This is a genomic window from Brucella sp. LJL56, from assembly GCF_054871705.1.
Window position 1 is genome coordinate 17,861 of record NZ_JBTXLQ010000005.1, and the last position, 26,602, is coordinate 44,462.

Consider the following 26,602-nt stretch of genomic DNA (forward strand, 5'->3'; position numbering starts at 1 on the left):
CTACTCCTCAGGAGAAAGCGACCACCAGCGGCCCAAGCAATGTCAAAAAGACATTGGCAAGCGCGTAGGTGATTGCGAACGGGGTGGTAGGAATGGAATTACCTGCTTTGTCCAACACTTCGCCAAAAGCAGGATTTGCACTGCGCGAGCCGGAAAGCGCGCCCGCAAACACAGCCACATTGTCGTATTTCAGCACGTAACGACCAAAGAACATCGTGATGATTAGCGGAAGGATCGTTACGACCACACCGATCAGGAAAATGGTGAGACCACTACTGATGATTGTCTGAACGGCCTGCAAACCTGACTGGAGACCGACAACCGCTACAAATCCCGCTAGGCCAAGATCACGCAGCAATGTTGAGGCTCCGGTCGGCATATTGCCGATAGTCATGTTGCGACTGCGATACCAGCCGAAGAGCAGACCCGACAGAAGCGCACCACCACCGCTACCAAGCGTTAGCGGTATTGAGCCGATGCGCACGACAGCCAGACCAATCAAGAGACCTAAAGCAATGCCGAGCCCATGAAACACGAAATCGGTCTTGTCGCTTGGAGCAATCACCGGACCTATAGACTTCGCAGCACGCTGCAGATCCTGATCAGTGCCGTATAGTGAAACGACATCGCCAGCATTGATGACCGTATCCGGCTGCAACGGCAAAGGCTTATCCGCCCGTTTTACTCCGGTAACGTAGACGCCGTGGCGTAGCTCGGAACTTATACTGTCCTTGATCGCAGCTACGGTCTTGCCGACATAATCCGGTGAGGTGATCGTGACATCACGGATCTGCACAACGACATCCATGCCTTCCGAGGCTTGCAGCTCCGCGCCGATCTGATTGCCGGACGCAACGACCCCCGCACGCCGACCGGCCACGAGAACAATATCGTCACGCTCCAGTGTCAGATTGGGCGCAAGACCGATAATCTTGTTGGCGCGTTTGACACGTTCTACGGTCATGGCGTTTTCAACTGAGGTCATCGCCTCAATCTGAGCCACAGTTTTTCCGGCGGCCTGCTCCACCTTGTAGATGCGTCCCACCAGGTCGGGAGCAGCTTCACTTTCGCCCTGTCCCAATACCCTTATGCCGGCCAATAGTTCAGCTTCGGCTTTGATGGCATCGTCACGAATAGTGCGCCCCATGAATTTCGGCAGCAGATTGACGCAGACGATAATCGCACCGAAGGAACCGAAAATATAAGTGACGGCGTATCCAACCGCGACATTGGCCTGTAATCGCTGCACTTCGTCAGCGGCAAGTCCAAGTTTCGAAATGGCCGAGCTTGCCGTTCCGATAATCGCCGATTGTGTTAGCCCGCCAGCGGCGATACCTGCCGCGAGCCCCTTGTCCAAGCCGAATATGCGCGCCATGATTACAACCGTTGCCAGACCGCTGATCGCAAGCACCGCAGCCATTGCGATCTCGCGCAGCGACTGCCGCCCGAGCGAACGGAAGAATTGTGGACCGCTTTCGAAACCGACTGCATAAATAAAAAGGGCGAAAAGCAAAGCCTTCACCCCATTGTCGATCTGGACACCTACCTGACTGATTATCACCGCGACAAGCAGTGACCCGGCAACTCCTCCCAATTGGAACTTGCCGAAGTGTATCTTGCCGATGGCATACCCCCCGGCCAAGGAGAGGAATAAAGCTATTTCGGGTGCCTGCTGAAATATTGCCTGAAGCCAATGCATCCGTCCCTCCAAGCTCCGATAACAACCAAAGATTAGCTAGAGCGGAAATGCCAAAGACAAGAGGTCGACAACACAAATGTAAAAAGAAACCACGACCGCGCAAACATAAGTTAAAAAGTTGAGATCGCCCTCTAGAACCATTCTATTTGAGGATGAAGGCAATTTCTTTACAACGATCTTTGATAAAAACTTGAAAGTGATGAATATGAGATGGATGGCCCGGAAACACCGGATACAGACATAAACTATGTCAAATGCCCCTGTTCACGACGAACCGGCTGGCTACATATGGAATATTGAAAGCAGGCGGAAAGTAATGAACGAAAAACGCGAACCCCATATCGTTGTCGTCGGTGCTGGTTTTGGCGGATTGCAACTGATCCACGACCTTCGAAAGGTCGATGTGCAGATTACACTTATAGACCAGCGCAATCATCATCTTTTTCAGCCGCTTCTATATCAGGTCGCGACAACCATTCTTGCTACGTCCGAAATCGCATGGCCGATCCGGCATCTGTTTAAAGATCGGAAAGAGGTGACTACGTTGCTAGGCACAGTCACCGATGTGAATACTGATCGTCGTCAGGTACAGCTCGAAAACGGCACTGAAATTTCATATGATATGCTCATACTCGCGACCGGAGCGCGCCATGCCTATTTCGGCAACGATCAATGGGAAGCGCTAGCACCCGGATTGAAGGCGCTTGAGGATGCAACCACCATTCGCCGCCGCTTGCTTCTAGCCTTCGAACGGGCGGAGCGGGAAACAGATGAAGCAAAAACGCGGGCGCTGTTGACATTCGCCATCGTGGGTGGCGGCCCAACTGGTGTGGAACTTGCCGGTATTATCGCGGAGCTTGCCAAACAGACGATTTGGCCGGAGTTTCGGAATATCGACACGCGGCAGACACGCGTGATGCTGCTTGAAGCAGGTCCACGCATTCTGGCGGCGTTTCCTGAAGATTTATCGAATTATGCGTTGAAAGCGCTCGAAAAACTGGGGGTGGAAGTAAGGCTCGGAATTCCGGTCAAGGACATCGCAACCGAAGGCGTTACGGTGGGCGAAGAGTTTATTCCTTGCCGAACTGCAATCTGGGCCGCGGGCGTTGCCGCCTCTCCTGCGGCGACATGGTTGAATGCCGAAAGCGACCGCGCAGGACGCGTAAAAGTGCTATCCAACCTCAATGTACCGGGACATGATGATATCTTCGTCATCGGTGATACTGCATGGGTCGAAGGACCGGACGGCAAGCCGGTTCCTGGCATCGCGCCCGCCGCCAAACAGCAAGGTGCCTATGTTGCCAAAGTCATTGGAAGCCGCATCGAAGGAAAGACGCCGCCGATGCCGTTCCGTTACAAGCACCAGGGCAACCTTGCGACCATAGGCAGAGGCGCTGCTGTGGTCGATATGGGGCGCTTCAAACTCAAGGGAATCATCGCCTGGTGGTTCTGGGGTATCGCGCATATCTTCTTCCTCATCGGAACGCGAAGCCGTGCAGCCGTCGCCTGGAGCTGGCTCTGGACCTATATTTCCGGACAGCACAGTGCCCGATTGATAACACAGGGCAAGCCGGTCGAACGCTGAATATAAAACGGCCCGTCGGAAGCGGGCCGTTTTGTTGTTCAAGCCAGTGGCAGTTTATTCGGCAGGTTCCATTTGTGGAACAATATCTGTGATAACAGGCGCTCCGTTCATCGCGGCAGCAAGCTTACCGGTATCGAGTTCGTTTTCCCAACGAGCCACAACGATGGTTGCAACCGCGTTGCCAACAAGATTGGTCAGTGCACGGCATTCAGACATGAATCGGTCGATACCGAGGATCAAGGCCATGCCCGCAACCGGGACAGACGGAACGACAGACAGCGTTGCTGCAAGCGTGATGAAACCTGCGCCGGTAATGCCTGCGGCGCCCTTGGAGCTAAGCATCGCGACCAATAGAAGCAGAATCTGATCACTCAGCGACAATGGAATATCCGTCGCCTGCGCAATGAACAGTGCCGCCAGCGTCATGTAGATGTTTGTACCATCGAGATTGAACGAGTAACCGGTCGGAATGACCAGGCCGACGACTGAACGCTTGCAGCCTGCCTTCTCCATCTTATCCATCAGTGCGGGGAGCGCAGCTTCCGAAGATGACGTACCCAGAACCAGAAGCAGCTCTTCCTTGATGTAGCGGATGAGTGCAAGGATCGAGAAGCCGTTGTAGCGAGCAACCGCCCCAAGAACGACAAGCACGAACAGCAATGACGTAAGATAGAATGTGCCGATCAGCAGCGCGAGATTGGCAATCGAACCAATGCCGTACTTACCGATGGTGAACGCCATGGCACCGAAAGCACCGATCGGAGCAGCTTTCATGAGGATCGCAACCAGTTTGAACACAGGTGCAGTCAGGACATGAAGAAAGTCGGTAACAGGCTTGCCCTTGTCACCGACCAAGGCCAGCGCGATACCGAACAGGACCGAGAAAAACAGCACCTGAAGAATATCGCCTTCGGCAAACGCTCCAACAATTGTCGTTGGAATGATATTGCTCAGAAAGCCGGTAATGCTCTGCTCATGTGCCTTGGCAGCGTAATTGGCAACCGCTTTCGGATCAAGCGAAGCCGGGTCGATATGCATTCCGGCACCTGGCTGCACCACATTGGCGACGATAAGCCCGATGATCAAGGCGAGCGTCGAGAATGTCAGGAAATAGATCATTGCCTTACCGGCAACCCGACCGACCTTCTTCATGTCGGTCATTCCGGCAATGCCAGTTGCAACGGTCAGGAAAATAACGGGCGCAATAATCATCTTCACGAGTTTGATGAATGCATCGCCTAGCGGTTTCAGTTGCGTGCCCAATTCCGGATAGAAATGGCCGAGCAGAATACCGGCAGCAATAGCCACCAATACCTGTACATAAAGATGCTTGTAAAAGGGGATTGGGCCGCGCGGCTCGGCCGCCGCACCTGTCGGTACTGCAATCATGATATCCTCCGTTTGGCCCAGCATGGAACTTGTCCAGCCTCCCGAGCCTTTCAGCCTCAAACTTCAGCGGTATAAGCCGCTGCTAATAGTGTTGATTGCAATGTCCGTGCCAGTTTGCTGGCACCTTATTAACTAATTGTTTTTATTTGATTTAGTGCTCTTTACTCGAATAGAAACGCAAATAAAGTGCGATTATCCGCACATTTCTGTTTCCGATCTGTGTGAGATATTGCACAATGTTAATAATGAGCTCGACCCCATCAACAATGGACATCCAGACCCACCCAGCAAGTTCCAACCGCCGCACATGGGCGTTGTTCGGATTGTTTTGGGCTGCAGTTTTCACGCTTGCTTTCTGGATTGTCGGCGATATGGCGCGAGACAAAGCCGTCCTGACGTTGAGCGAACAGGCAAGGATCGATGCCAACCTGAATACCGCGTTATTGCGCGCCGTTCTCGACAAGCAACGGGCACTTCCTCTGGTACTATCAAAGGACAAGGCGCTGGAAGCGGCGCTACGGGACAAAACGCCTGCAACAATCAATCCGTTGAACGAAAAACTAGAGACGCTGGCTGAAGGTACGCAAGCAGCCGTCATCTATCTTGTGGGCATGGATGGCATTGCCATTGCTGCAAGCAATTGGCGCGGGCCAGTCAGCTTTGTCGGCAACGATTATAAGTTTCGTCCATATTTCCACGATGCATTGAAGAATGGCGCTGCTGAATATTTCGCGCTCGGCAATGTCAGCAACCGTCCCGGTCTATATATATCCCGCCGTATTGATGGTCCGGGCGGCCCGCTCGGCGTGATTGTCGTCAAGCTGGAATTCGATCGACTGGAGAGCGACTGGAACAATGCCGGGCGACCAACCTTTGTGACGGATGAGCGCAATATCGTTCTGATTACAAGCCTGCCTTCCTGGCGTTTCATGACCATTGGTTCAATCGACCAGGAACAGCTCCGGTCCATCCGTGACAGCCTTCAGTTCGGTGATGCTTCCCTGAGCCCCCTGCCTCTGTCGGTGAAATCAAGTGATGGCGATGATGTTATGCTTATTGATGCCTTGTTACCCGGCAATGCTCGCAACACCGATTTTCTTGCTATCCGTTCGGTAGTACCGTCCACCCCTTGGCAGATGTACAGTCTCGCGCCAATTCGTCCGCAAATTCCAGCGGCTATCCGCGAGGCCCGATTGTTCGCTTTCATCGCATTGGCTGCAGCAGCAATGGTCGGCGGACTGCTTCTAAGACGCAGACAAAAGATCGTGGCACGCATTGCCGATGCCCGGCGTACGCAGGCAGAACTGGAAGAACGAGTTGAAGAGCGTACCCGCGATCTCAGCCTGGCACGCGACAGACTACAAGCCGAGATCAGCGACCACCACCGCACCGAAACAATGCTGCAAGGTGTGCAGCAAGATCTCGTTCACGCCAACCGGCTTGCCATTATGGGGCAAGTGGCGGCGGGCGTGGCACATGAAATCAATCAGCCCGTTGCAACCATTCGTGCCTATGCAGACAACGCAAAAACTTTCATCGAACGGAAGCGCCTTTCAGATGCCGCTGAAAATCTCAACGAAATCGCAGCACTGACAGATCGTATCGGCACAATCACCGGCGATCTGAAAGCACTCGCGAGAAAAGGACGCTCACCCTCCGAACCAACGTCGCTCCGTCAGGTCATTTCAGGCGCACTCGTATTATTGCGGAGCCGTTTCTCCGGGCGCATAGATCAACTTGATATAGCGTTGCCACCGCCCGAACTGCGTGTCATCGGTCATTCGATCAGGCTTGAGCAGGTTTTCATAAACTTGTTTCAAAATGCGCTGGAGGCCATTGATTTGGAAAAGAATGATGGACGAGTAGAAGTTCGTACTCACGAAACTCACGGTAAGGTTATCATAACGATTTCCGACAATGGATCGGGCATACCGCAACATATTCGCGACAATCTGTTTTCTCCCTTCAATACATCGAAAGAAAAAGGTCTTGGCCTTGGTCTTGTGATCGTCAAGGAGATCGTCACCGACTATGGCGGAACCATATCCGCCGAAAGCAGCGTCATAGGCACATCGTTCCGCATAGAACTGAGAAAAGCATGATGGATAAATCCCCCTCGGTCATTCTCGTGGATGACGACAAGGCACTACGCCGCGCCACCCGTCAAACGCTTGAACTTGCCGGTTTCGATGTTGCTGATTTTCCAAACGCCTTCGATGCCTTGACCAGCGTTACCTCCGATTATGACGGCGTGGTCGTTACAGATGTTCGCATGCCGCAGATCGATGGTCTCCAGTTCTTTGCACGGATCAAAGCGATTGATCCAGATCTGCCCGTGATCCTGATTACCGGCCACGGTGATATTCCGATGGCCGTGCGGGCCATTCAGGACGGCGCATATGATTTCATTGCCAAGCCGTTTGCGGCCGACAGGCTCGTGCACAGCATCCGCCGCGCACGGGAAAAGCGCCAACTGATCCTTGAAAACCGCGCACTGCGCGAAGCCGCCGATAATGTAGAAGGCGATCTACCGCTGATTGGCCAGACACCCGCGATGGAAAACCTGCGCAGAACTTTGCGCGATATTGCCGACACGGATGTCGATGTGCTCGTGGCTGGTGAAACTGGTAGCGGCAAGGAAGTCGTCGCACAGTTGCTGCACAAATGGAGCCGTCGCCGCAAAGGTAATTTTGTGGCGCTCAACTGCGGCGCCTTGCCCGAAACGGTGATTGAAAGCGAATTGTTCGGTCATGAGGCAGGCGCCTTCACCGGGGCCCAGAAAAAGCGGCTGGGGCTTATCGAACATGCAAGCGGCGGCACGCTGTTTCTGGATGAAATTGAAAGCATGTCCACTGCGACGCAAGTTAAACTCTTACGTGTCCTTGAAATGCGGGAAATTACTCCACTCGGTACGAATGACGTTCGTCCGGTCGATCTGCGCGTCGTGGCGGCAGCAAAAATCGATCTTGGCGACCCTGTACAGAGAGGTGATTTCCGTGAAGATCTGTATTACCGGCTGAATGTCATCACCCTTTCCATTCCACCGCTTAGAGAAAGACGGGACGATATTCCATTGCTTTTCGCACATTTTTTGACACGAGCTGCAAAGCGCTTTAGTCGCGATGTGCCAGCAATCGATACCGCCATACACCGCCATCTAACGAACCACAACTGGCCGGGGAATGTCCGCGAACTGGCGCATTTCGCCGACCGTGTGGCACTTGGCGTTGCAAAACCAGCCCAATCCCCGCAGCCAATGGTCAGCAATCAAGAGCCCCTTCCAAAACGGCTCGAACGCTACGAAGAAACTCTTATTCGCGAGACGCTCGCCGCCAATAATGGCAATGTTCAGGAAACAATCGACGCGCTCGGTATTCCGCGAAAGACCTTTTACGATAAGATGCAGCGCCATGGCATCAATCGTGCGGACTATCGCGCCAATGGTGATTGAAGTTCATCTGCCATCTGTCTGGGAGGACCATGATGACCTTGAAACTCTACCTTCACCCATTCTCGTCATATTGCCAGAAGGCGATAACGGCCTTCTATGAAAAGAACATCGCCTTCGAAGCAAGAATGCTCGATGGTACGGAACCGGTAGCCAGCGAGTTCGCTGCACTTTGGCCATTCGGTAAATTTCCAGTACTAACGGACAATGGAAAACTGGTGTTTGAGGCGACTGGTATCATCGAATATCTTGAAGCTGCCTATCCTCAGACCAAGCGATTGATCCCGTCTGATCCACTTGCCAGTGCGGATGTGCGAATGTGGGATCGTTTCTTCGATAACTACATCAACTATCCACAACAACGCCTTGTTTATATTGCAATTGGCCGAGAACACGATGACGGCGGCAACCGTTGGCGAGCGGCGTTCGATACAGCCTACGCATTTCTGGATCGGCATATGGAGCGGCGCGAATGGGTCTCGGGCGATGATTTCAGCCTCGCCGACTGCGCCGCGGCACCTTCCCTGCTCTACGCAGACTGGACCTGTGCCATTCCCAAAAAATTCGCCAATGTTTGGGCCTATCGCAAACGCCTGCTTGCACGACCGAGTTATGCCCGTGCCCTCGACGAAGCACGGCCATTCCGTCAGCTATTTCCGCTGGGAGCACCTGAAGAAGGTAGAGATTGATAGCTATCGCGGCGAAGCGATGAGCCGGCCCGTAGAGACGTGCTGCATGACTTCCATCGGAATCCCGTAGATTTCCTCAAGGCGTTCCGGCACCATGATCCCCTTGGGGGTCGATTGCGCGATCAACCTGCCGCTGTGAAGCGCGAACACCTCATCGCAAAAGCGCGCAGCCATGTTCACGTCATGCAACACGACGAAGACGCTCAGTTCCTTTTCGTGTGACAGCTTACGCACAAGCGAGAGAACTTCAATCTGGTGCGCGATATCAAGCGCCGATGTCGGTTCATCAAGTAAAAGGCATTCAGCATCCTGAGCAACCAGCATGGCAAGCCAGGCGCGCTGACGTTCACCGCCTGAAAGCGTGTCGACCAAACGATCCGCGAAAGGGCCGATCCCGGTCAGTTCGATCGCTTCCTCCACTTTCTGGCGGTCGGCTACTCCGAAGCGACCAAGGGCGCCATGCCATGGGTACCGTCCCAAAGCGACGAGTTCCTTGACCAACATGCCTGCGGCAGGTGCCGTCTGCTGTGGCAGATAGGCGAGCTTACGCGCGAACTCACGGTCACCCCATTCACCGAGTGCTTTGCCTGAAAAGCGTAAAATGCCGCCGGAGGCGGGCTGTTGCCGGGCCAGGATTTTCAAAAGTGTCGATTTGCCTGACCCGTTATGCCCGATAAGCGCTGTCAGACTTCCCGCCGGTATCGACATCGTCAGTGGCTGCAACAGTGTGCGTCCAGCAACTGAAAAGGTGACATTCTCAAGTTCGAACAGAGCGAAAGCCATCAATCTCATTCCTGATTTTGGTCAACTCTAGGGTCAGGACCTAGATATCTGTCCTGCAATAAAGCAGTTCATCAACGGTTGATAGTAAAATATGAGAAAGATATACATGTTTTGAGAAACGCCATCGGGAAAAAAGAGTTTGGGCTTCCATCCGCACATGAAGAGCCACATCGAGGACGTCAGCTTGCTGGACGATCTTCACTATCGCGTGTGGAATGGCGCAATAGCCGACGTATGGTCAGTCAATTGCGGACCGGCCGCGCGCGGAGAATATGTTTCACAAGCGCCGCGTCTTTTTCTTATACTTGAAAGCCGAGGTGAGCTGACCATCGGTCCTGAACAAACCAATCATGCGTCGGTCAATGCTCACCCGCAGCAAAAGCTCTGCTACATACCTGCGGGCATGACGATCTGGAGCCATGTGACACGCCCCGGAAAACTGAAGCATCTCGATTTGCATTTCGATATTGCGGCTCTGCAACAGCGCTTCGGTTACATGCTGAACAAAAGCAGCATGGAGAAACCGCGCCTGTTCTTCTCTAGCCCGAAGATTGAGCAGATCGGCTCCCTACTGGCGGCAGAATGTCTTTCGAAGGCACCGATGCACAACCTTTATGGAGAAGGTTTGCTAACGGCGCTTGTTGCCGAACTCTTTGAAGCACAACTGGAACAAAAGATCCGTAACAGCAAGCTTTCGCCGCGACAACTGCGCCGTGTGACCGAATTCATGGAAGACAATTACGCCCGTGTTATCCGCCTGCAGGAATTGGCGGCGCTCGCCGGATTATCCGAATCCTATTTTTGCAGCGCCTTCAAGGCCTCGACTGGCATTTCGCCTCACGCCTGGCAGATGCAGAAACGCATCGACCGGGCCCAGATATTACTCCGGCAACCAAGTGCGTCACTACCGCATATCGCAGCCCTCACCGGTTTCGCCGACCAGGCGCATTTCACGCGTGTTTTCAAAAAACTGACCGGCATCACGCCTGCGGCTTGGGTCAGACAGCAGTTCCACTAGACCCGGATCCGTTGATATTCAAAGGGCGCCGTACATTAGCCAAAGATCATTCAATTGGGCGAAATAACGAACAATCTTCCAGAGATATCTTGATGTAAATACTCATATTAATTTGCGACGCGTGGCAACGCCGACGCATTCGTCGCACCCGGCTGAAGCCCTAACGGGTATCAAAAAGCCGGAGCACATATGGGATTTCTCAAGGGGCTTGCACCGGATGACGACATCGATAAAGCAACATTTCCTGACCCTGCTGGCCAGCGGTGCAGCACTTGCAGTTCTGCCGCTCTCAACGGCCGGTGCGCAAGACGCGAACAATGCGGTTCGCCTCGACACAGTCATTGTGCAGACAGGAAATGGCCGCAGCAATGAAGGTGTTGCGCCTGTAAACGGTTTTGTACCGACAGCAACGACGACGGGTTCGAAAGACAGCGTTGCCATCGAGAAGATCCCGCAATCCGTATCCGTCGTGGGTCGGGAGCAGATGGATGCCATTGGCGCGCAGAAGCTGGATGAAGCGCTCCGCTATACACCAGGCGTGTTAGGACAGCCTTTCGGCGTCGATAACGATACCGACTGGCTCTATATTCGCGGTTTCGAAGCCACCCAATATGGCACTTATCTCGACGGCCTGCAGAACTTCAGCTACGGCTTCGGCGGCTTCCTGATCGATAGCTTCGGCATTGAGCGTATCGACGTTCTGCGTGGCGCGTCATCTGCTCTTTACGGCGGCTCCAATCCGGGCGGTATTGTCAACTATATCAGCAAGCGCCCGACCGGCGAACGGTTGCGCTATCTCGAAACGGGCATCAATAGCTACGGCAACGCCTATCTCGGTTTCGATGTCGGCGACAAGGCCAGCGATACAGTCAATTACCGTGTGAACGGTAAAATCCAGGGCGGTGACAATTATACGGACTTCGCAAAGGAATTTCGCGGCGTCATCTCGCCGAGCATTGAATACAAGCCAGACGAAGCGACAAAGCTGACCATTCTCGGCAACTATACCCATCTTGATCTAACCCATGATGGCGGTGGCTTTCTTCCTTATTACGGCACGGTCGTCCCCACAGAATTCGGCAAGATTTCGCGCAAGCGGAACTTCACCGAGCCTGATATTGACTCTTACAAACGCGAACAGGCTTCCATTGGTTATGAATTCGAACACCAGTTCGACAATGACTGGACTGTGCGCCAGAACGTCCGCTACGGCTTTTCCCATGTGAAAGAACACAGTCTCTATGCGTATGGTTACGAAGGCTTCCTGCCGCAACCAGCGCCAGGCAATCCGAATATTGCCCGCATCAATTTCAAGCACGATACCACGGTCAACACCTTCCTTGCGGACAATCAGCTTGAAGGAACGGTCGAGACCGATGCGCTGACACACAACCTTCTGTTCGGTGTGGAGTACCGTTATTTCCATATCGATCAGATGCAACAGACGGGCGGGGCGACCGTTATTGACGGCTTCAACCCGGTTTATGGTGAACCGCAGGGGCCAATGTTCGATCCCTATATCGATCAGAATCTGCGACGTCACCAGATCGGCATTTACGCTCAGGATCGAATGGAGTTCGGCGACGGCTGGATCGCGACGCTCAACGGTCGTTACGACTATGTCAAAACCGACGCGACAGGATTGCCAAGCTACGGGTATAACAAGGGCAAGGCGTCCGGGCGTGCGGGTCTCGGCTATGAGTTCGACAATGGCATAACGCCTTACGTCAGTGTTGCCACCTTCTTCAATCCTATCATCGAAACGCTGGCTGACGGCAGCTACGCTCAGCCGGAAACGGGGACGCAGTATGAGGTGGGTGTCAAATACCGTCCGGAACTTTTCGACGGATTGATTACCGCTTCACTGTTCGACCTGACCAAGGAAAACGCCCTCACTGGTTCCAGTTTCGCTCGCGAACAGCTTGGCAAGGTCAACTCTCGCGGTTTCGAACTGGAGGTTCAGGCTAATATCACCGACGCATGGAAATTGACCGCTTCGGTAACCGCCTATGATCTGAAGATCAAAGAGAACGACAGCAACCCCGACATCATCGGCAATCGTCCCTATCTCCTGCCCGAACAACAGGCCTCCGTCTTTGTTGAATACAAGGTACCGGATGGCGCCTTTCAGGGCGTGACCCTCGGTGGCGGTGTACGTTATCTCGGTTCTTCCTACGCGGATGAAGAAAACACGCTCAAGGTGCCGGCTGTGGCACTTGCAGACCTGAAACTGGGTTATGAAAAAGACAATTGGGGCGTTGACCTCAACGTTACCAATCTGTTCGACAAGAACTACGTCGCAGGCTGTCAGGGCATCTATGTCTGCGGCTATGGTGAAGGGCGCAAGGCACTTCTGAAAATCCACACCAAGTGGTGATCTGACTATTAAATAGCGAAGAAGAGTGCCACAGAGTTATGGCACTCTTCGAAGTTGTCTATAGAGTTTGCATGAACTCATGCAGGACGACCGCTTGATTGTGCTCTTCGTCCTTCGCGCCGTATAATAGCGTCAGTCGGCCACCTCTCGCCTTGGCATGGGCGATCAAATCCTTCAGTGCAGGCTTACTTCCTTCGAGTTCCTCGCGGTACTTTTTCTGAAAATCGTTCCATTTCGCGGGATCATGGCCGAACCATTTACGAAGATCGGTCGATGGCGCGATGTCCTTGGCCCAAAGGTCTATATCCGCCTTCTCCTTCGTCATACCACGCGGCCAGACACGGTCTACAAGTACGCGATAGCCGTCGTCCGGCGAAGGAGCTTCATAAATCCGCTTCAGTTCAATCGTCGTCATAGGAACGGCTCCTCAATGCCTTTCCGACACATATGGCGAGTGAAACACCTTCGGCAAGGCCAATCCGACCTCGTGGGATGAAAGAAAGAAAAGGCCGCTGCTGATCGAACAACTTACGTCCGACAGACAGCGGCCTTTGACGGCTTAAGCAAAGACGGTCGCGACTGCCTTTTTCGTGGCTGCTACAACCTTGTCTGCTTCCTCGGGCGTGAGGCAGAGCGGCGGCGCAAATCCCAGAATATCGCCTTCAGGCATGGCGCGACCAATAACGTCATTGGCCAACAGCGCAGCAGAAACCTGTGCGCCGATCTTCAGCGACGGATCGAAAAACCTGCGGTCGTCAAGGTCTTCTACAAATTCGATTGCCGCCATCAGGCCTTCGCCGCGAATTTCACCTACATGTTTGTGATCGCCAAGAGCGTCCTGCAGCGCCTTGCGGAAATAAGCGCCGGTCGAACCCGCATTTTCTACGAGGTTCAATTCATCAATCAGCTTGAGATTGGCGACGCCTGCTGCTGCGCAGATCGGATGGGCGGAATAGGTCCAGCCGTGGCCGATAGGCCCCATCTTGTCCGATCCCTGCACCAGCACCTGCCACATACGGTCGGAAACAATCGACCCCGAAAGCGGTGCATAGGCTGAGGTAAGGCCCTTGGCGATGGTGATCAGATCAGGCTTCATGCCGTAGTGATCAGAACCGAACATGCTGCCCAGACGGCCAAAGCCAGTGACGACTTCATCGGCAACAAGCAGAATATCATAGCGATCAAGAACGGCTTGAATTTTCTGCCAATAACCAGCCGGTGGTGGGACGATACCGCCAGTACCCAGAACAGGCTCGCCGATGAAGGCTGCAATCGTATCCGGCCCTTCAGCAAGGATCATTTCCTCGAGCTTGTCCGCGCAATGTTGCGAGAACTGCTCTTCGCTCATCGAACGGTCGGCACGGCGGAAATAATATGGGGACTCCGTATGCAGGATCGGTGCACGCGGCAGGTCGAACGCGTTGTGGAAGGTCGCAAGTCCGGTCATGCTGCCCGTCATCACGCCTGAACCATGATATCCGCGCCAGCGCGAAATGATCTTCTTTTTCTCGGGACGGCCAAGAATATTGTTATAATACCAGATCAGCTTGATGTTGGTTTCATTCGCATCCGAACCCGAAAGACCGAAATAAACGCGGCTCATATGCTCCGGTGCGCGATCGATAATCATCTTGGCGAGTGTAATGGACACTTCGGTGCCGTGACCGACATAGGCATGATAATAGGCGAGCTTGCGCGCCTGCTCTGCAATCGCATCTGCAATTTCCGTGCGGCCATAACCAACATTGACGCAATAAAGACCTGCGAATGCATCGAGGCTCTTGCGGCCATTCACGTCAGCAATATACACGCCCTCGCCGCCTTCCAGCACACGCGTTGGCGTTTCACCGCGGGCATGCATGCCCATGTGCGTGGACGGGTGAAAGAAATGATCGCGATCCCAGGCGGTGAGTTCATTGCTATTGTTCAACATGGGTATGTTCCTTTCCTGTCGCCACGTTTTCACGCGGCGGTATCGATGCAGAGATATTTGAGTTCGGTGAAGGCTTCGATGCCCTGATGGGAACCCTCGCGGCCAAGCCCGGATTGTTTCCAGCCTCCGAAGGGTATCGGTGCGCCGGTGATCTTTGCGCGGTTGATGGCCACCATTCCGTATTCGAGCGCACGCCCCATGCGGAGCTGCCGTGCACCGTTTGCCGTTACAACGTACGCAACGAGACCATATTGTGTCGCATTGGCACGTGCGATGACTTCGTCTTCATCATCGAAAACCGTGACTGCGGCTACCGGTCCGAAAGTCTCGTCGTGCATTATCGCAGCATCGTCTGCCACATCGACCAGCAATGTCGGCTCGAAGAATAGTGCATTTTCTCCCACGCGGTTGCCGCCAACGAGCACCTTGCTGCCCCGCTTCTCGGCGTCCCGCACGTGTTCTTCAACCTTGTCGACCGCACGGCTATGCATTAGCGGCCCGATTTCTGTAGCCGGATCAAGCCCGTTACCAACTTTAAGTGCGGCGATGCGCGCAGCGAAGGCTTCGGTGAAGGATTTCAAGATGCCGCGCTGGACAAAGATGCGATTTGCAGCAAGGCAATCCTGACCGGAAGTGGCAAACTTTGCAGCCATGGCGACATCGACCGCCCGCGTGACATCGGCGTCGTCGAAGATGATCAAAGGTGCATGCCCGCCGAGTTCCATGACAAGCCGCTTCACGGTGTCGGCACATTTGGTGGCAATCAGCCTGCCAATTTCGGTTGAGCCGGTGAAGCTCAACGCCCTGACACGCTCATCGCGGCACATTGTGTCGACGATTGGCGCGGCCTTGCCGGTTACTACATTGAAGATGCCCGCAGGCAATCCAGCTCTTTCGGCCAACTCGGCCAGGGCAAGCGCTGAAAGCGGTGTTTCAGAAGACGGATGCACGACGACCGGGCAACCGGCAGCAATCGCTGCGGCTGCTTTGCGTGTGATCATGGCATTCGGAAAATTCCACGGTGTGACAAGCGCCACAACACCAAGCGCCTCGCGACGCACGAGCATCTCGGCATCCGCTAGATGGCTCGCTATGGTTTCGCCGTTCAGCCGCTTGGCCTCTTCCGCAAACCATTCGATAAAAGATGCGCCATAATCGATCTCACCACACGATTCTGCCAGTGGTTTGCCCTGCTCCAGCGTCATGAGCAATGCGAGATCCTCGCGATTTGCGGTGACCAGCTCGGACCACCGCCGCAAGACTGCAGATCGTTCCTGGGGTAACTTATCACGCCAGGCCGGAAACGCCTTTACAGCGGCATCAATCGCAAGCGTCGTCTCCGCTTCACCAAGGCTTGCCACACGGGCTAGCCGTCGGCCGGTCGCAGGATCGAGAACGGAGAAGGTTTCCGCTTTGCCTCCTGCTACCCAGCGTCCATCGACATAGCCGAGTTCGCGGAAAAGATGCTTATCCCGAAGCCTGTTAAGCCCGTCATGTTGTATCGGATGATCCAGAACGGCGTTCATTGTTCTTCTCCCAGTTCTGGAAGAATCTTGTCACAGGATCGCTCTGAATTCGGACCAAAGGCACATCAACAGACATACGAGTTGGACTAAATTTAAAAGCCAGACAGTCTGTTTGGGCTAGTCCGCCACTTCCTTGAACAACGACAAAGGCGCGCTCGCTTTTTCGTCTTTGACCAGCTTCGTCACGATATAGGTGAAGTACCGCTCTATGCCGATGTTCTGATCCAGAACGCGGTCGATCAGGCGCTGATAGCCATCAATATCACGTGCAACGATCATCAGAAAATAGTCCACGCCACCGCCAACCGACCAGCAGGACACAATTTCCGGAATGGCTATGATAGCCCTTTCGAACCTGTCAAAATCGCTTTGACGATGATTGCCCAGGGTGATCTGCACAATGACGTGTGCAATGGGGGCTATTTTTCGATAGGCAATGCGTGCGTGATAACCAATCACGATACCCGCATCTTCCAGCTTGCGTAGCCGCAACCAGCAAGGCGTCGCAGAAAGCCCGACCTTCTCCGCCAAGGCAAGCTTGGTGATCCGCGCATTCTCCTGAACGGCTTCAAGAATACGCAAATCGACGGCGTCGAGCTTCAAGGCGGCTTTCATTCTGTGGATCCAGCATCTGCAAACATTCCCGTTCTCATTGGCATGCCCCTGCGTCGCTGACAAGACTCGAGCGTTGAAAAGTCGTTACAGATCAAAATTGTAATGATCCAATTTAATTATTGACATGATGGGAATGGTCTTTCACACATATAGCCAAGAACAAAAAATCAAGCATATGGGGAACGAGGATGCGGCCTTACGGTTTCGCACGTGGTGCATTATTGTGCCTTCTGTCTGCTCTTTCGGTGCAGCGCGGCAAAACTTGACGCAGTCCTCCCCATTTCCATGACGCTATGAGAGGCAGCGCCGTGCCAAGAATGATTGCTGAAATAATTGGCCTTGATGAAATCGAAGCCGCTCACGCCAAGCTGAAAGGTCTTGTCGTGAAAACGCCGCTTACGCGTTCCGAATATCTCAGTGAACTTGCCGGAAACCCGGTTTATCTTAAGCTTGAAAATCGACAGACGACCGGTAGCTTCAAGTTGCGCGGTGCGAGCAATGCCATCCTTGATCTGTCGCCGGAAGATCGCACACGCGGAGTTGTGACTGCGTCAACCGGCAATCATGGACGTGCCCTTGCACATGCCGCATCCGAACAAGGATTGACCGCCACCGTTTGCCTTTCATCGCTCGTGCCTCGCAACAAGGTCGATGCAATCCGCGACCTTGGTGCAGACGTGCGCATCGTTGGAAAATCCCAGGATGATGCCATGGAAGAGGTCGCGCGACTGGCCCGCGAAGATGGAATGAACGTCATTCCTCCATTCGACGATCCGCGCATTATTGCCGGACAGGGTACAATAGGCTTGGAAATTATTGATGACAATCCCGGCACTGAGACGGTTCTCATTCCCCTTTCAGGTGGGGGACTTGCTGCTGGCATTGCGGCGGCAGTGAAAGCCCGGCGCCCTCATAGTCGTGTGATTGGGATTTCAATGCGTCATGGCGCAGCCATGGATGCCAGCCTCAAAGCTGGCAAACCGGTCAATGTCGAAGAACTGGATACACTTGCGGATTCCCTGGGCGGCGGCATCGGACTCGACAATCATTGGACTTTTGAAATGTGCCGCTCGTTGCTGGACGACGTGATCCTGCTCGATGAAGAGGAGATCGCCGCCGGGATAAGACATGCAGCAATACGGGAAGGTGAAGTCATCGAGGGTGCCGCAGCGGTCGGCATTGCCGGCTTGTTGAGCGGCAAGATCAAGCCAACCGGACCAACTGCAGTCATCATATCAGGCGGCAATATCGATCCTGAACATCACCGAGCGATCGTGGAAGATCGCTATCAGAGGGCAGGCTGATGGCTGAGATGAGAATTCTGACTGAAGCCGACCTGCGACAGATCATAGCCCTCGACATTGAAAGCGTGGCTTGTGTGGAGGATGCGTTCCGCGCGCTCGCCAGTGGCGGCGTCAGCATGCCGCCTATTCTTCGGCTGGACATCCCGGCCGAACGTGGCGAAGTGGATGTGAAAACAGCCTATATTCCCGGGCTCAACAGTTTCGCCATCAAGGTAAGTCCGGGTTTTTTCAACAATCCCTCTATCGGCCTGCCGTCAACCAATGGGTTGATGATCCAGTTTTCGGCCAAGACCGGGCTTATCGAGGCACTGTTACTGGACAATGGCTACCTGACCGACGTGCGCACGGCTGCAGCCGGTGCTGTCGCTGCAAAATATCTGGCGCGGGAAAATGCCAGTGTCGCCACCATTTTCGGCGCTGGCATGCAGGCGGGAATGCAGCTTGAAGCATTAACACTGGTGCGGCCCATCAATGAAGCGCGGATTTGGGCACGCAACGTCGATAACGCGGAAAAAGCTGCGCGAAGCTTTAGTGAAAAACTCGGAATCTCAGTGAAAGCAGTCGGAGATGCGCAAGAAGCTTGCGACGGCGCTGACATCATTGTCACGACAACGCCATCGGAAACGCCGATCGTCAGGGCCGGGTGGCTTGTCCCCGGCCAGCATATTACCGCGATGGGTTCGGATGCCGAGCACAAGAACGAGATCGATCCTGCCCTGTTCCAACGCCCAATCATCTATGTTGCCGACAGCCTGTCCCAGACGCGCAGGCTCGGCGAGTTGCATCATGCAATTTCGGCCGGGGTTGTTGCGACGGATGCCGTCTTCCCAGAACTCGGCCAAATTGCACTCAATGCCCCGACATTCCAGCGGAAGGCAGAGGATATAACCTTCTGCGACCTCACCGGAACGGGCGTTCAGGATACGGCGATTGCTCGTCTCGCCACGGAGCGCGCCAGCCTGCGCAATGCAGGCACAAAAATCGATTCAACCAAAACTGCAGGAGCCAGTCGATGAGTGTGGAACTCAACTTCACCCGCGCGGAATACGATCAGCGGATAGCCAAAACCCGTCGCGCCATGGAGAAGGCGGGCTTCGATATCATCATTGTCACCGATCCATCCAACATGCATTGGCTTACCGGTTATGACGGCTGGTCCTTTTATGTCCATCAATGTGTTGTGCTTGCAATGGACGGCGAACCAATCTGGTACGGTCGTGGTCAGGACGGTAATGGCGCAAAACGCACCGCATGGCTCAGCCACGACAACATTATCGGCTATCCCGATCATTACGTGCAATCGTTGGAACGCCACCCCATGGATCTCCTGGCATCGATACTGGAAGAAAAAGGCTGGGGTAACAAGACGATCGCCGTCGAGTTCGACAATTACTGGTACACGGCTGCCGCTCATCACGCCTTGCAGAAGCACTTGCCGAATGCCCGGTTCAAGGATGCGCAAGGATTGGTCAATTGGCAGCGCGCCGTCAAAAGCCCGACGGAAATCGACTATATGCGCAAAGCCGGCCGCATAGTGGAAGCCATGCACCGGCGCATCGCCGACAAAATCGAGCCAGGCATGCGTAAATGCGATCTGGTTGCAGAAATCTACGATGCAGGCACACGCGGCGTTGACGATTTCGGCGGCGACTATCCCGCCATTGTGCCGCTGCTGCCTTCTGGACCCGACGCATCCGCACCGCATCTGACCTGGAACGATCTGCCGATGAAGACCGGCGAAGGCACCTTCTTCGAAATCGCTGGCTGCTATAAGCGCTATCATTGCCCGCTGTCACGTACCGTATTTCTCGGCAAGCCGACACAAGCCTTTCTTGATGCCGAAAAAGCCACCCTCGAAGGTATGGAAGCGGGACTTGCTGCCGCCCGTCCCGGCAACACCTGCGAAGATGTCGCCAACGGCTTTTTTGCTGTGCTGAAGAAGTACGGGATCATCAAGGACAACCGCACTGGCTATTCAATCGGCCTGTCCTATCCACCGGACTGGGGCGAACGCACGATGAGCCTGCGCCCCGGCGATCGCACCGAATTGCAGCCCGGCATGACCTTTCATTTCATGACAGGTCTCTGGCTGGAAACCATGGGGCTGGAGATCACCGAAAGCATCGTGATCACCGAGACAGGCGTCGAGTGCCTGTCGAATGTGCCGCGCAAGCTCGTGGTTAAGGATTAGGACGCTGCGATGATGCACACTTCGCCTCCCTCACGTCCCTCCCCGATCACGCCGACCATCGATCTCAACCGTGACGGCGTGCAGCACGGGCATCTGCGACTGCCTTGGTCCAGAGACGATTCCGCATGGGGATCGCTGATGCTACCCATCTGCGTGATCCGGAATGGCGACGGTCCAACGGCTCTCCTGACGGGCGCCAATCACGGCGATGAATACGAAGGTCCGGTCGCACTCTACGATCTCGCCGCCAATCTCAAACCGGAGCAGATCAGCGGGCGTGTCATCATTGTTCCGGCAATGAACTATCCAGCCTTTCTGGCGGGGACGCGAACATCCCCGATCGACAAGGGCAATCTCAACCGTAGTTTCCCCGGTCGCCCGGATGGAACCGTGACAGAAAAGATCGCGGATTACTTCACCCGCTACCTTCTGCCCGCAGCCGATATCGTCATGGATTTTCATTCCGGCGGACGGACGCTCGATTTCCTACCCTACGCTGCGGCACACGCGTTGCCCGATAAGGCACAGGAAGCGCGTTGCTTTGCCGGTGTGAAAGCCTTTTCAGCCCCCTTCTCCATGCAGATGATCGAAATCGACGCCGTGGGCATGTACGACACCATTGCGGAAGAAGCGGGCAAGGTGTTCGTGACAACCGAACTTTCCGGCGGCGGCACGATTTCAGCCCGCTCTGCCTCCATAGCCAAACGTGGCATTCGCAACCTTTTGTGCCATGCGGGCATTTTGCACGGAGAGGTGGAGCTTTCCCCTACGACGTGGCTCGATATGCCATCGCAGGAGTGCTTTGGCTTTGCCGATACCGAAGGTTTGCTTGAACCTTTGGTCGACCTCGGCGCAGATGTGCGCAAGGGCGATCTCATTGCGCTTGTTCATACTGTTGCCCGCACCGGTGTGGCCCCGCAGGAATATCGCGCAGCACTCGACGGGATTCTCGCTGCCCGTCATTTTCCCGGCCTTATCAAGATGGGCGACTGCCTATCGGTCATTGCCACGATCAGCGAGGAACCAGTCTCAAAATAAACCGATCAATGCCAGCCAACTGACAAGCCGGACGACAAAACAACCGGCATTCAAAAAGAGGAGTGAACACGATGCGCATGAAACTTCATACGATTTCCGCCCTGTTTTCGGCAGCCGCGGTCCTGGCTCTGACGCTTCCGTCACAGGCCGTTACGGTCGACGATCTCAAGAGCGCAGGCTTCGTTCGCGGAGCCACTGCCAACGAAGTCCCTTACGGCTACATGGATGAAAGCGGCGCGGCCAAGGGTATCGGTCCTGACGTCGCTGCTGCAATTTTCAAGAAACTCGGCATCGAGGAAGTCGATTGGACCGTTACTCCATTCGGCTCGCTCATTCCCGGCCTGAAAGCCAAGCGGTTCGAGTTCGTTGCGGCGGAGCAGAATGTCCTGCCGGATCGTTGCAAACAGGTTCAGTTCACTGTTGCAAATTCGAGTTACGGCGAAGGTCTTCTGGTCCCCAAGGGCAACCCGAAGAAGATTCATTCCTATGAAGACATCAAGAAGGATCCGTCGCTGAAAGTTGCGATCGTTTCAGGTGCAGACCAGATCGATTTCCTGCATGGAATGGGTATTGATGAATCACAAATCGTCATGATCCAGGGCAATGCCGATGCGCCATCGACGGTTCAGACCGGACGCGCCGATGCCTATGCCGCAACGGAGTTGACGGTGGCCAAACTGGTCGACAATTCACCGGAACTGGAACAGGCGCATCCATTCACAGACCCAGTTGTCGACGGCAAGTCTGCGAGAAGTTTCGGCGCCTTCAGCTTCCGTCCGGAAGATAAGGAGTTCTACGAAGCCTTCAACAAAGAGCTCATCGAGTTCAAGAAGACTGACGATTACAAGAAAATCCTTATGACATATGGACTTAGTGAGGAAAGCGTAGAAGCTGCCCGAACTGTGGATACGGCCAGCCTCTGCAAAGCAAAGTAAATTGAATTGCTGCCCGCCGAACCGATTAACGGCTCGGCGGGCCTTGTCTCATCTCAACCGGGAGACGAACATATGCACTGGACGGAATATCTTCCTGCTCTCTTCAAAGGGGCGCAAATCACCGTCGTTCTAGCGCTCAGTTCGATGGCCATCGGGACTATATTGGCATTCGCTGCCGGGATCGCCCGATTTGCCGGTGGGCCGATCCTGTCCACGATTGCGGTGATCTATATCGAGATATTCCGCGGCACCTCGCTGCTCGTGCAGCTATTCTGGCTCTACTATGCCTTGCCGTTGATCGGCATTTCGTTTGATCCGATCACGACCGGCATCATGGGGCTTGGGTTCAATATCGGTGCATATGGCGCCGAAGTGGTGCGCGGTGCCTTACAGGCTGTTCCGGAAGCACAGCATGAAGCGGCGCGTGCGCTCAACTTCAGCAAGCGACATACCTTGTTTCACGTAATCCTGCCGCAAGCAGTGGTCGAAATGATGCCAGCCTTCGGCAACCTCGCCATCCACAATCTCAAGGATACCGCACTTGCCTCGCTGATCGCCATCAGCGACCTAACCTTCCAGGCCCAACGTCTGCGCAATCTGACACTCGACAGCGTGACGATCTATACACTGACCCTGTTTGGCTACTTCGCAATGGCGCTCGTGCTTGCTTCGGCTATTCGTTGGCTGGAACGGCGTCTGAAACGCCAGACCATGGCTGGAGGTTTCGCATGATCTACGGCTATGCCTGGGACACCTCGTCCACACTTTCCTTCGCAATTTCCATTCTGCCAATTCTGGCGATTGGTCTTACCGTAACCCTGAAAGCCGCTGCTACCGGCTTTGCAATTGCGCTGGTTCTAGGCCTTGTTTTCGCACTTCTGCGCCGCAGCCCTTACAAGATCATTTCATGGCCGACGGCAGTCGTGGTGGAATTCTTGCGCGACACGCCGCTTTTGGTGCAGCTTTTTTTCCTGTACTACGTGCTTCCGGTCTATGGCATTGTTCTGCCCGCATTCCTGACTGGCGCGCTGGCACTTGGCCTTCAGTATTCAGCCTATACGTCAGAGGTTTATCGAGGCGGCATAGAAGCTATTCCACGCGGACAATGGGAAGCGGCACGCGCCCTGAACCTTACGCCATGGCGTACCTATCGCGATATTGTCATTCCGCAAGCCGTGCCGCGGATTATTCCAGCCATGGGTAACTACCTCGTCTCCATGCTCAAGGAGACCCCGGTTCTATCTGTCGTCAGCATTGTCGACATGCTGAACCTCGCCAATCTGATCGGCGACCGTACCTTCGAATATCTGGTGCCGTTGTCGATGGTCGGCCTGATCTTCCTCGTACTAACCATTATCTGTTCGGCGCTGATACGCCTGCTCGAACGCACACTTCCAAAGAACGGGATCGCTCTCAAATGACCCAGGAAATTATCCGCTTTCAGGACGTAACCAAACGCTTCGGGGCGCTGACGGTACTGGATCGCTTCAATTTTTCGGTCAAAACCGGTGAGAAGGTCACGCTCATCGGCCCCTCGGGATCGGGAAAATCGACCGTACTCCGCATCCTCATGACGCTGGAGCCCTTTCAGGAAGGCACGCTCGAACTCGCAGATATGTCCTACCACGAGCCAAACGGAAAAGGACAATTTCAGGCGAGCGAAGGCCATTTGCGCAAAATCAGATCGCATGTGGGCATGGTGTTCCAGAGCTTTAATCTGTTTCCGCACATGTCGGTGCTGCGCAATATCATTGAGGCCCCGATCCATGTACTGGGCATGAAGCGTGGAGAAGCGGAGGCTCGTGCACTCGATCTGCTCTCGCTTGTGGGTTTGACGGACAAGAAGGATCACTATCCCTCGCAGCTTTCAGGCGGCCAGCAACAGCGTGTCGCCATCGCACGCTCACTGGCCATGCGCCCGCGCGTGCTCTTGTTCGACGAACCGACATCCGCACTTGATCCGCAGCTTGTCGGCGAAGTGCTTTCTGTCATTCGCGGTCTGGCGCAGGAACATGACCTGACCATGCTTCTTGTTACACATGAAATGCGATTTGCCCGGGAAGTATCTGACCGCGTTTGTTTTTTCGACAAAGGACGCATCTGCGAACAAGGCACGCCGGACCAGATATTCCAGGCACCGACCGAAGCTCGCACCAAAGAGTTCCTTCAGTCAGTGCTTTAAAGCCACTGACACGTCCATCACCTGGAGCGCATCCCGAAAAGTATGAAACGCTTTTCAGGATGCGCATAAAAACAAATAGATAGAACATTTCTCATGATTCAATGAGGGCGCGTTTCGATCTGATTGGATCAGATCGGCGCTCTAACTTCTTCTATTTCAAGCATAATCTTATCGATCCTCGTTTCACTCCGGTCGGATTATGCTCTAAAACAGGAAATGCTCTAGGCGATTGCCCCCACATCGTAGACAGGCGGCAACTGGGCAAAAGTCTCGCGGATCGTCTCAAGCGCCATCTGCAAAGCCGAGCGTGAGAGCCGTCCGCCAAGGCAGATACGAATGCCGCCCTTAGCGCGGTCAGCGCCTGCCACAAAAGGATCGGACGGCGTGACCGCTACACCTTTATTGGCAAGCGCGCGCACCAAACTATCCTCCGACCAGTTGTGAGGAATCTTCAGCCAGGCACAAAGCGACAGCGGATTGCTGCCCGCCACATGCGCACCCAGAATATCGGTAACTTGTGCCTGACGGGATCGCAGTTCACTACGCTGCATTGCAATTAGTTCGGCTGCCGTGCCATCTTCGATCCAGCGGCTGGCCATTTCACCCATAAGATTGACCCCACTCCAGCTCGTCACACGCAGAATGGATGTAACCCTAATGGAATATTGGGTCGGAACAACGAGATAACCAGTGCGCAACCCGGTCATGACCGTCTTGGTGAAGCTTGTTACAAAGAAGCCCAATTCAGGCAGAAGTTCCGGCATCGAGGGCAGTTTCTCTTCAAGAATGGGTTTGTAAACTTCATCCTCGATAACGCATACTGCATATCGCCGCGCTATATCAGCAATTGCAATACGGCGTTCGCTTCCCATCAGGTGGCTTGTCGGATTGCCCAGCGTCGGGATAATCACGAGCGCACGAACGTCACCGGCCTTGCAGGCGCTTTCAAGCGCATCGGGGAGAATGCCTTGCTCGTCAATCGGGAGGCCTCGCAGAGTGAACCCAAGTACATTGGCAAGACCGATAATGCCATGGTCAGTCAGGCTTTCCGTAAGCACCACCTCTCCAGGTTGAACGACAGCAGCGACGGCGAGAAAAAGTCCATGCGCAGCACCATTCGTGATGATGATCCGACCCGGATCGACGTCTACCGATAGGCCGCGCAGCCAGTCCCTGGCGACAGCACGATGCCGATCCAGCCCCGCAATCGGACGACACGGGCGCATGAAGCTGGCATTGTCCGACTGGCTCATTTCCTCCAACAGGCGACGCGATGCATTTTCGTGCGCTTCTGTATAGACCGCCCGAATGATTGATAGATCTGCGGTTCCGCTGGGATCCCGGTCAAGCATAAACCGATCAGCTCGCTCCGTCACACGGTTGCAGACATAGGTTCCTCGACCGACCTCTCCACGTAGATAGCCACGACGTTCCGCCTCCTTGTAGCTGATACTGACTGTCTGCACCGAAAGCCCGAGCTTGTGGGCCAAATCTCGATGGGTCGGCATACGCGTTGCGGGCAGCAGAACGCCTTTCTCGATATCATCGATAATTTTGTCCGTTAAAAGCCGATGCTTGGTCACGCCTTTGCGCATTTCCAATATGGGTTCCCACATTCGCAAGCCGACTCCATCATGACATATCCCGGATTGTCTTATTATACTGAAATATTATCATGACAATCCAGTCAAAACAGCAAATATGGAGAAGTCCGCATCGCTGGCGATGACCCAGCCCGATAAGATAGAAAGCCCAATGAGCCGAGCGCCTGAGACACGTAATAAATTGCATCTAAAATGATATCGGAAATGCCGATGCAACATCATAAAAGATGACAAGGCTTACAAAACAAGCTATTGATAGATAAAGATAATTCTATCTTTATCTATA

At 54.3% G+C, this 26,602-nt stretch carries 22 protein-coding genes; 14 read left to right on the forward strand and 8 right to left on the reverse strand.

Going from position 1 to position 26,602, the window contains the following annotated elements; genetic code table 11:
* Positions 1 to 7 precede the first annotated feature (7 nt).
* Positions 8 to 1,699 carry an aspartate-alanine antiporter gene (aspT, locus tag ACYSN1_RS16025; protein ID WP_461726597.1) on the reverse strand — a complete coding sequence of 564 codons (1,692 nt, stop codon included), beginning with the start codon at positions 1,697 to 1,699 and terminating at the stop codon, positions 8 to 10.
* A gap of 316 nt (positions 1,700 to 2,015) precedes the next feature.
* Between aspT and ACYSN1_RS16030 the strand changes: the two genes are divergently transcribed.
* Entirely contained in the window at positions 2,016 to 3,284 is a 1,269-nt protein-coding gene (locus ACYSN1_RS16030; protein ID WP_461726598.1) for an NAD(P)/FAD-dependent oxidoreductase, read from the forward strand.
* 54 nt (positions 3,285 to 3,338) lie between these two features.
* On the opposite strand, the gene ACYSN1_RS16035 is transcribed toward ACYSN1_RS16030, so the two are convergent.
* Complete coding sequence (locus ACYSN1_RS16035) at positions 3,339 to 4,673, reverse strand: dicarboxylate/amino acid:cation symporter (RefSeq protein ID WP_461726599.1); 1,335 nt, start codon at positions 4,671 to 4,673, stop codon at positions 3,339 to 3,341.
* A gap of 236 nt (positions 4,674 to 4,909) precedes the next feature.
* On the opposite strand from ACYSN1_RS16035, the gene ACYSN1_RS16040 reads away from it, so the two are divergent.
* Genes ACYSN1_RS16040 through ACYSN1_RS16050 form a run of 3 tightly spaced genes read left to right on the forward strand, consistent with a single transcriptional unit; the run spans position 4,910 to position 8,810 of the window.
* Positions 4,910 to 6,775 (forward strand): sensor histidine kinase, encoded by a 1,866-nt coding sequence (locus ACYSN1_RS16040; RefSeq protein WP_461726600.1) that lies wholly within the window; start codon positions 4,910 to 4,912, stop codon positions 6,773 to 6,775.
* The gene (locus ACYSN1_RS16045) at positions 6,775 to 8,124 is read left to right on the forward strand and encodes a sigma-54-dependent transcriptional regulator (protein WP_461726635.1); all 1,350 of its coding nucleotides are present in this window, start codon (positions 6,775 to 6,777) and stop codon (positions 8,122 to 8,124) included. Before ACYSN1_RS16040 ends, ACYSN1_RS16045 begins: the two co-directional genes overlap by 1 nt.
* A gap of 32 nt (positions 8,125 to 8,156) precedes the next feature.
* On the forward strand, positions 8,157 to 8,810 hold the full coding sequence (locus tag ACYSN1_RS16050; protein WP_461726636.1) for a glutathione S-transferase family protein: 654 nt from the start codon (positions 8,157 to 8,159) through the stop codon (positions 8,808 to 8,810).
* A gap of 3 nt (positions 8,811 to 8,813) precedes the next feature.
* Here the strand turns inward: ACYSN1_RS16050 and ACYSN1_RS16055 are convergent, their stop codons facing one another.
* The gene (locus ACYSN1_RS16055; RefSeq protein ID WP_461726601.1) at positions 8,814 to 9,593 is read right to left on the reverse strand and encodes an ATP-binding cassette domain-containing protein; all 780 of its coding nucleotides are present in this window, start codon (positions 9,591 to 9,593) and stop codon (positions 8,814 to 8,816) included.
* Between the two features lie 157 nt (positions 9,594 to 9,750).
* Here ACYSN1_RS16055 and ACYSN1_RS16060 point away from each other — a divergent pair, with 157 nt between their 5' ends.
* Positions 9,751 to 10,611, forward strand: coding sequence for a helix-turn-helix domain-containing protein (locus ACYSN1_RS16060; protein ID WP_461726602.1), 861 nt, complete (start codon positions 9,751 to 9,753; stop codon positions 10,609 to 10,611).
* Between the two features lie 217 nt (positions 10,612 to 10,828).
* Positions 10,829 to 12,988 (forward strand): TonB-dependent siderophore receptor, encoded by a 2,160-nt coding sequence (locus ACYSN1_RS16065; RefSeq protein WP_461726603.1) that lies wholly within the window; start codon positions 10,829 to 10,831, stop codon positions 12,986 to 12,988.
* Between the two features lie 58 nt (positions 12,989 to 13,046).
* Here the strand turns inward: ACYSN1_RS16065 and ACYSN1_RS16070 are convergent, their stop codons facing one another.
* The 4 genes from ACYSN1_RS16070 to ACYSN1_RS16085 form a co-directional block, all read right to left on the reverse strand.
* Positions 13,047 to 13,403: a DUF488 domain-containing protein gene (locus ACYSN1_RS16070; protein ID WP_461726604.1), complete on the reverse strand. Its 357-nt coding sequence runs from the start codon at positions 13,401 to 13,403 to the stop codon at positions 13,047 to 13,049.
* A 144-nt stretch (positions 13,404 to 13,547) separates the two neighbouring features.
* The gene (locus ACYSN1_RS16075) at positions 13,548 to 14,921 is read right to left on the reverse strand and encodes an aminotransferase (RefSeq protein ID WP_461726605.1); all 1,374 of its coding nucleotides are present in this window, start codon (positions 14,919 to 14,921) and stop codon (positions 13,548 to 13,550) included.
* Between the two features lie 29 nt (positions 14,922 to 14,950).
* Positions 14,951 to 16,447 carry an NAD-dependent succinate-semialdehyde dehydrogenase gene (locus ACYSN1_RS16080; protein WP_461726606.1) on the reverse strand — a complete coding sequence of 499 codons (1,497 nt, stop codon included), beginning with the start codon at positions 16,445 to 16,447 and terminating at the stop codon, positions 14,951 to 14,953.
* A gap of 117 nt (positions 16,448 to 16,564) precedes the next feature.
* Entirely contained in the window at positions 16,565 to 17,050 is a 486-nt protein-coding gene (locus tag ACYSN1_RS16085) for an Lrp/AsnC family transcriptional regulator (protein ID WP_461726637.1), read from the reverse strand.
* Between the two features lie 329 nt (positions 17,051 to 17,379).
* Between ACYSN1_RS16085 and eutB the strand changes: the two genes are divergently transcribed.
* From eutB to ehuA, 8 genes are all read left to right on the forward strand, one after another.
* Positions 17,380 to 18,366, forward strand: coding sequence for a hydroxyectoine utilization dehydratase EutB (gene eutB / locus ACYSN1_RS16090; RefSeq protein ID WP_461726638.1), 987 nt, complete (start codon positions 17,380 to 17,382; stop codon positions 18,364 to 18,366).
* Positions 18,366 to 19,382 (forward strand): cyclodeaminase, encoded by a 1,017-nt coding sequence (locus ACYSN1_RS16095; protein WP_461726607.1) that lies wholly within the window; start codon positions 18,366 to 18,368, stop codon positions 19,380 to 19,382. The genes eutB and ACYSN1_RS16095 overlap by 1 nt, the downstream gene beginning before the upstream one ends.
* A complete protein-coding gene (gene doeA / locus ACYSN1_RS16100; protein ID WP_461726608.1) occupies positions 19,379 to 20,557 on the forward strand; it encodes an ectoine hydrolase DoeA in 1,179 nt (392 codons plus the stop codon). Before ACYSN1_RS16095 ends, doeA begins: the two co-directional genes overlap by 4 nt.
* A 9-nt stretch (positions 20,558 to 20,566) precedes the next feature.
* Positions 20,567 to 21,595, forward strand: coding sequence for a N(2)-acetyl-L-2,4-diaminobutanoate deacetylase DoeB (doeB, locus tag ACYSN1_RS16105; RefSeq protein ID WP_461726609.1), 1,029 nt, complete (start codon positions 20,567 to 20,569; stop codon positions 21,593 to 21,595).
* 71 nt (positions 21,596 to 21,666) lie between these two features.
* The gene (gene ehuB, locus ACYSN1_RS16110; RefSeq protein ID WP_461726610.1) at positions 21,667 to 22,530 is read left to right on the forward strand and encodes an ectoine/hydroxyectoine ABC transporter substrate-binding protein EhuB; all 864 of its coding nucleotides are present in this window, start codon (positions 21,667 to 21,669) and stop codon (positions 22,528 to 22,530) included.
* 72 nt (positions 22,531 to 22,602) lie between these two features.
* Positions 22,603 to 23,262: an ectoine/hydroxyectoine ABC transporter permease subunit EhuC gene (ehuC, locus tag ACYSN1_RS16115; protein WP_461726611.1), complete on the forward strand. Its 660-nt coding sequence runs from the start codon at positions 22,603 to 22,605 to the stop codon at positions 23,260 to 23,262.
* On the forward strand, positions 23,259 to 23,951 hold the full coding sequence (gene ehuD, locus ACYSN1_RS16120) for an ectoine/hydroxyectoine ABC transporter permease subunit EhuD (RefSeq protein ID WP_140021203.1): 693 nt from the start codon (positions 23,259 to 23,261) through the stop codon (positions 23,949 to 23,951). The genes ehuC and ehuD overlap by 4 nt, the downstream gene beginning before the upstream one ends.
* A complete protein-coding gene (gene ehuA / locus ACYSN1_RS16125) occupies positions 23,948 to 24,712 on the forward strand; it encodes an ectoine/hydroxyectoine ABC transporter ATP-binding protein EhuA (RefSeq protein WP_140021202.1) in 765 nt (254 codons plus the stop codon). Before ehuD ends, ehuA begins: the two co-directional genes overlap by 4 nt.
* Positions 24,713 to 24,933: 221 nt before the next feature.
* Here ehuA and ehuR read toward each other — a convergent pair whose 3' ends face one another.
* The gene (gene ehuR / locus ACYSN1_RS16130) at positions 24,934 to 26,328 is read right to left on the reverse strand and encodes a MocR-like ectoine utilization transcription factor EhuR (RefSeq protein ID WP_461726612.1); all 1,395 of its coding nucleotides are present in this window, start codon (positions 26,326 to 26,328) and stop codon (positions 24,934 to 24,936) included.
* Positions 26,329 to 26,602: the final 274 nt, after the last annotated feature.

Excerpts from the sequence above, each read along its gene's own strand:
- ACYSN1_RS16050 (WP_461726636.1), top strand. The coding sequence starts at position 8,157 with ATGACCTTGAAACTCTACCTTCACCCATTCTCGTCATATTGCCAGAAG.
- ehuR (WP_461726612.1), bottom strand. The coding sequence starts at position 26,328 with ATGTGGGAACCCATATTGGAAATGCGCAAAGGCGTGACCAAGCATCGG.
- ACYSN1_RS16065 (WP_461726603.1), top strand. The coding sequence starts at position 10,829 with ATGACGACATCGATAAAGCAACATTTCCTGACCCTGCTGGCCAGCGGT.
- doeA (WP_461726608.1), top strand. The coding sequence starts at position 19,379 with ATGAGTGTGGAACTCAACTTCACCCGCGCGGAATACGATCAGCGGATA.
- ACYSN1_RS16035 (WP_461726599.1), bottom strand. The coding sequence starts at position 4,673 with ATGATTGCAGTACCGACAGGTGCGGCGGCCGAGCCGCGCGGCCCAATC.
- ehuC (WP_461726611.1), top strand. The coding sequence starts at position 22,603 with ATGCACTGGACGGAATATCTTCCTGCTCTCTTCAAAGGGGCGCAAATC.
- ACYSN1_RS16095 (WP_461726607.1), top strand. The coding sequence starts at position 18,366 with ATGGCTGAGATGAGAATTCTGACTGAAGCCGACCTGCGACAGATCATA.
- eutB (WP_461726638.1), top strand. The coding sequence starts at position 17,380 with ATGATTGCTGAAATAATTGGCCTTGATGAAATCGAAGCCGCTCACGCC.
- ehuB (WP_461726610.1), top strand. The coding sequence starts at position 21,667 with ATGCGCATGAAACTTCATACGATTTCCGCCCTGTTTTCGGCAGCCGCG.
- ehuA (WP_140021202.1), top strand. The coding sequence starts at position 23,948 with ATGACCCAGGAAATTATCCGCTTTCAGGACGTAACCAAACGCTTCGGG.
- doeB (WP_461726609.1), top strand. The coding sequence starts at position 20,567 with ATGATGCACACTTCGCCTCCCTCACGTCCCTCCCCGATCACGCCGACC.
- ACYSN1_RS16030 (WP_461726598.1), top strand. The coding sequence starts at position 2,016 with ATGAACGAAAAACGCGAACCCCATATCGTTGTCGTCGGTGCTGGTTTT.
- ACYSN1_RS16080 (WP_461726606.1), bottom strand. The coding sequence starts at position 16,447 with ATGAACGCCGTTCTGGATCATCCGATACAACATGACGGGCTTAACAGG.
- ehuD (WP_140021203.1), top strand. The coding sequence starts at position 23,259 with ATGATCTACGGCTATGCCTGGGACACCTCGTCCACACTTTCCTTCGCA.
- ACYSN1_RS16075 (WP_461726605.1), bottom strand. The coding sequence starts at position 14,921 with ATGTTGAACAATAGCAATGAACTCACCGCCTGGGATCGCGATCATTTC.
- ACYSN1_RS16045 (WP_461726635.1), top strand. The coding sequence starts at position 6,775 with ATGGATAAATCCCCCTCGGTCATTCTCGTGGATGACGACAAGGCACTA.
- ACYSN1_RS16055 (WP_461726601.1), bottom strand. The coding sequence starts at position 9,593 with ATGGCTTTCGCTCTGTTCGAACTTGAGAATGTCACCTTTTCAGTTGCT.
- ACYSN1_RS16070 (WP_461726604.1), bottom strand. The coding sequence starts at position 13,403 with ATGACGACGATTGAACTGAAGCGGATTTATGAAGCTCCTTCGCCGGAC.
- ACYSN1_RS16040 (WP_461726600.1), top strand. The coding sequence starts at position 4,910 with ATGTTAATAATGAGCTCGACCCCATCAACAATGGACATCCAGACCCAC.
- aspT (WP_461726597.1), bottom strand. The coding sequence starts at position 1,699 with ATGCATTGGCTTCAGGCAATATTTCAGCAGGCACCCGAAATAGCTTTA.
- ACYSN1_RS16060 (WP_461726602.1), top strand. The coding sequence starts at position 9,751 with ATGAAGAGCCACATCGAGGACGTCAGCTTGCTGGACGATCTTCACTAT.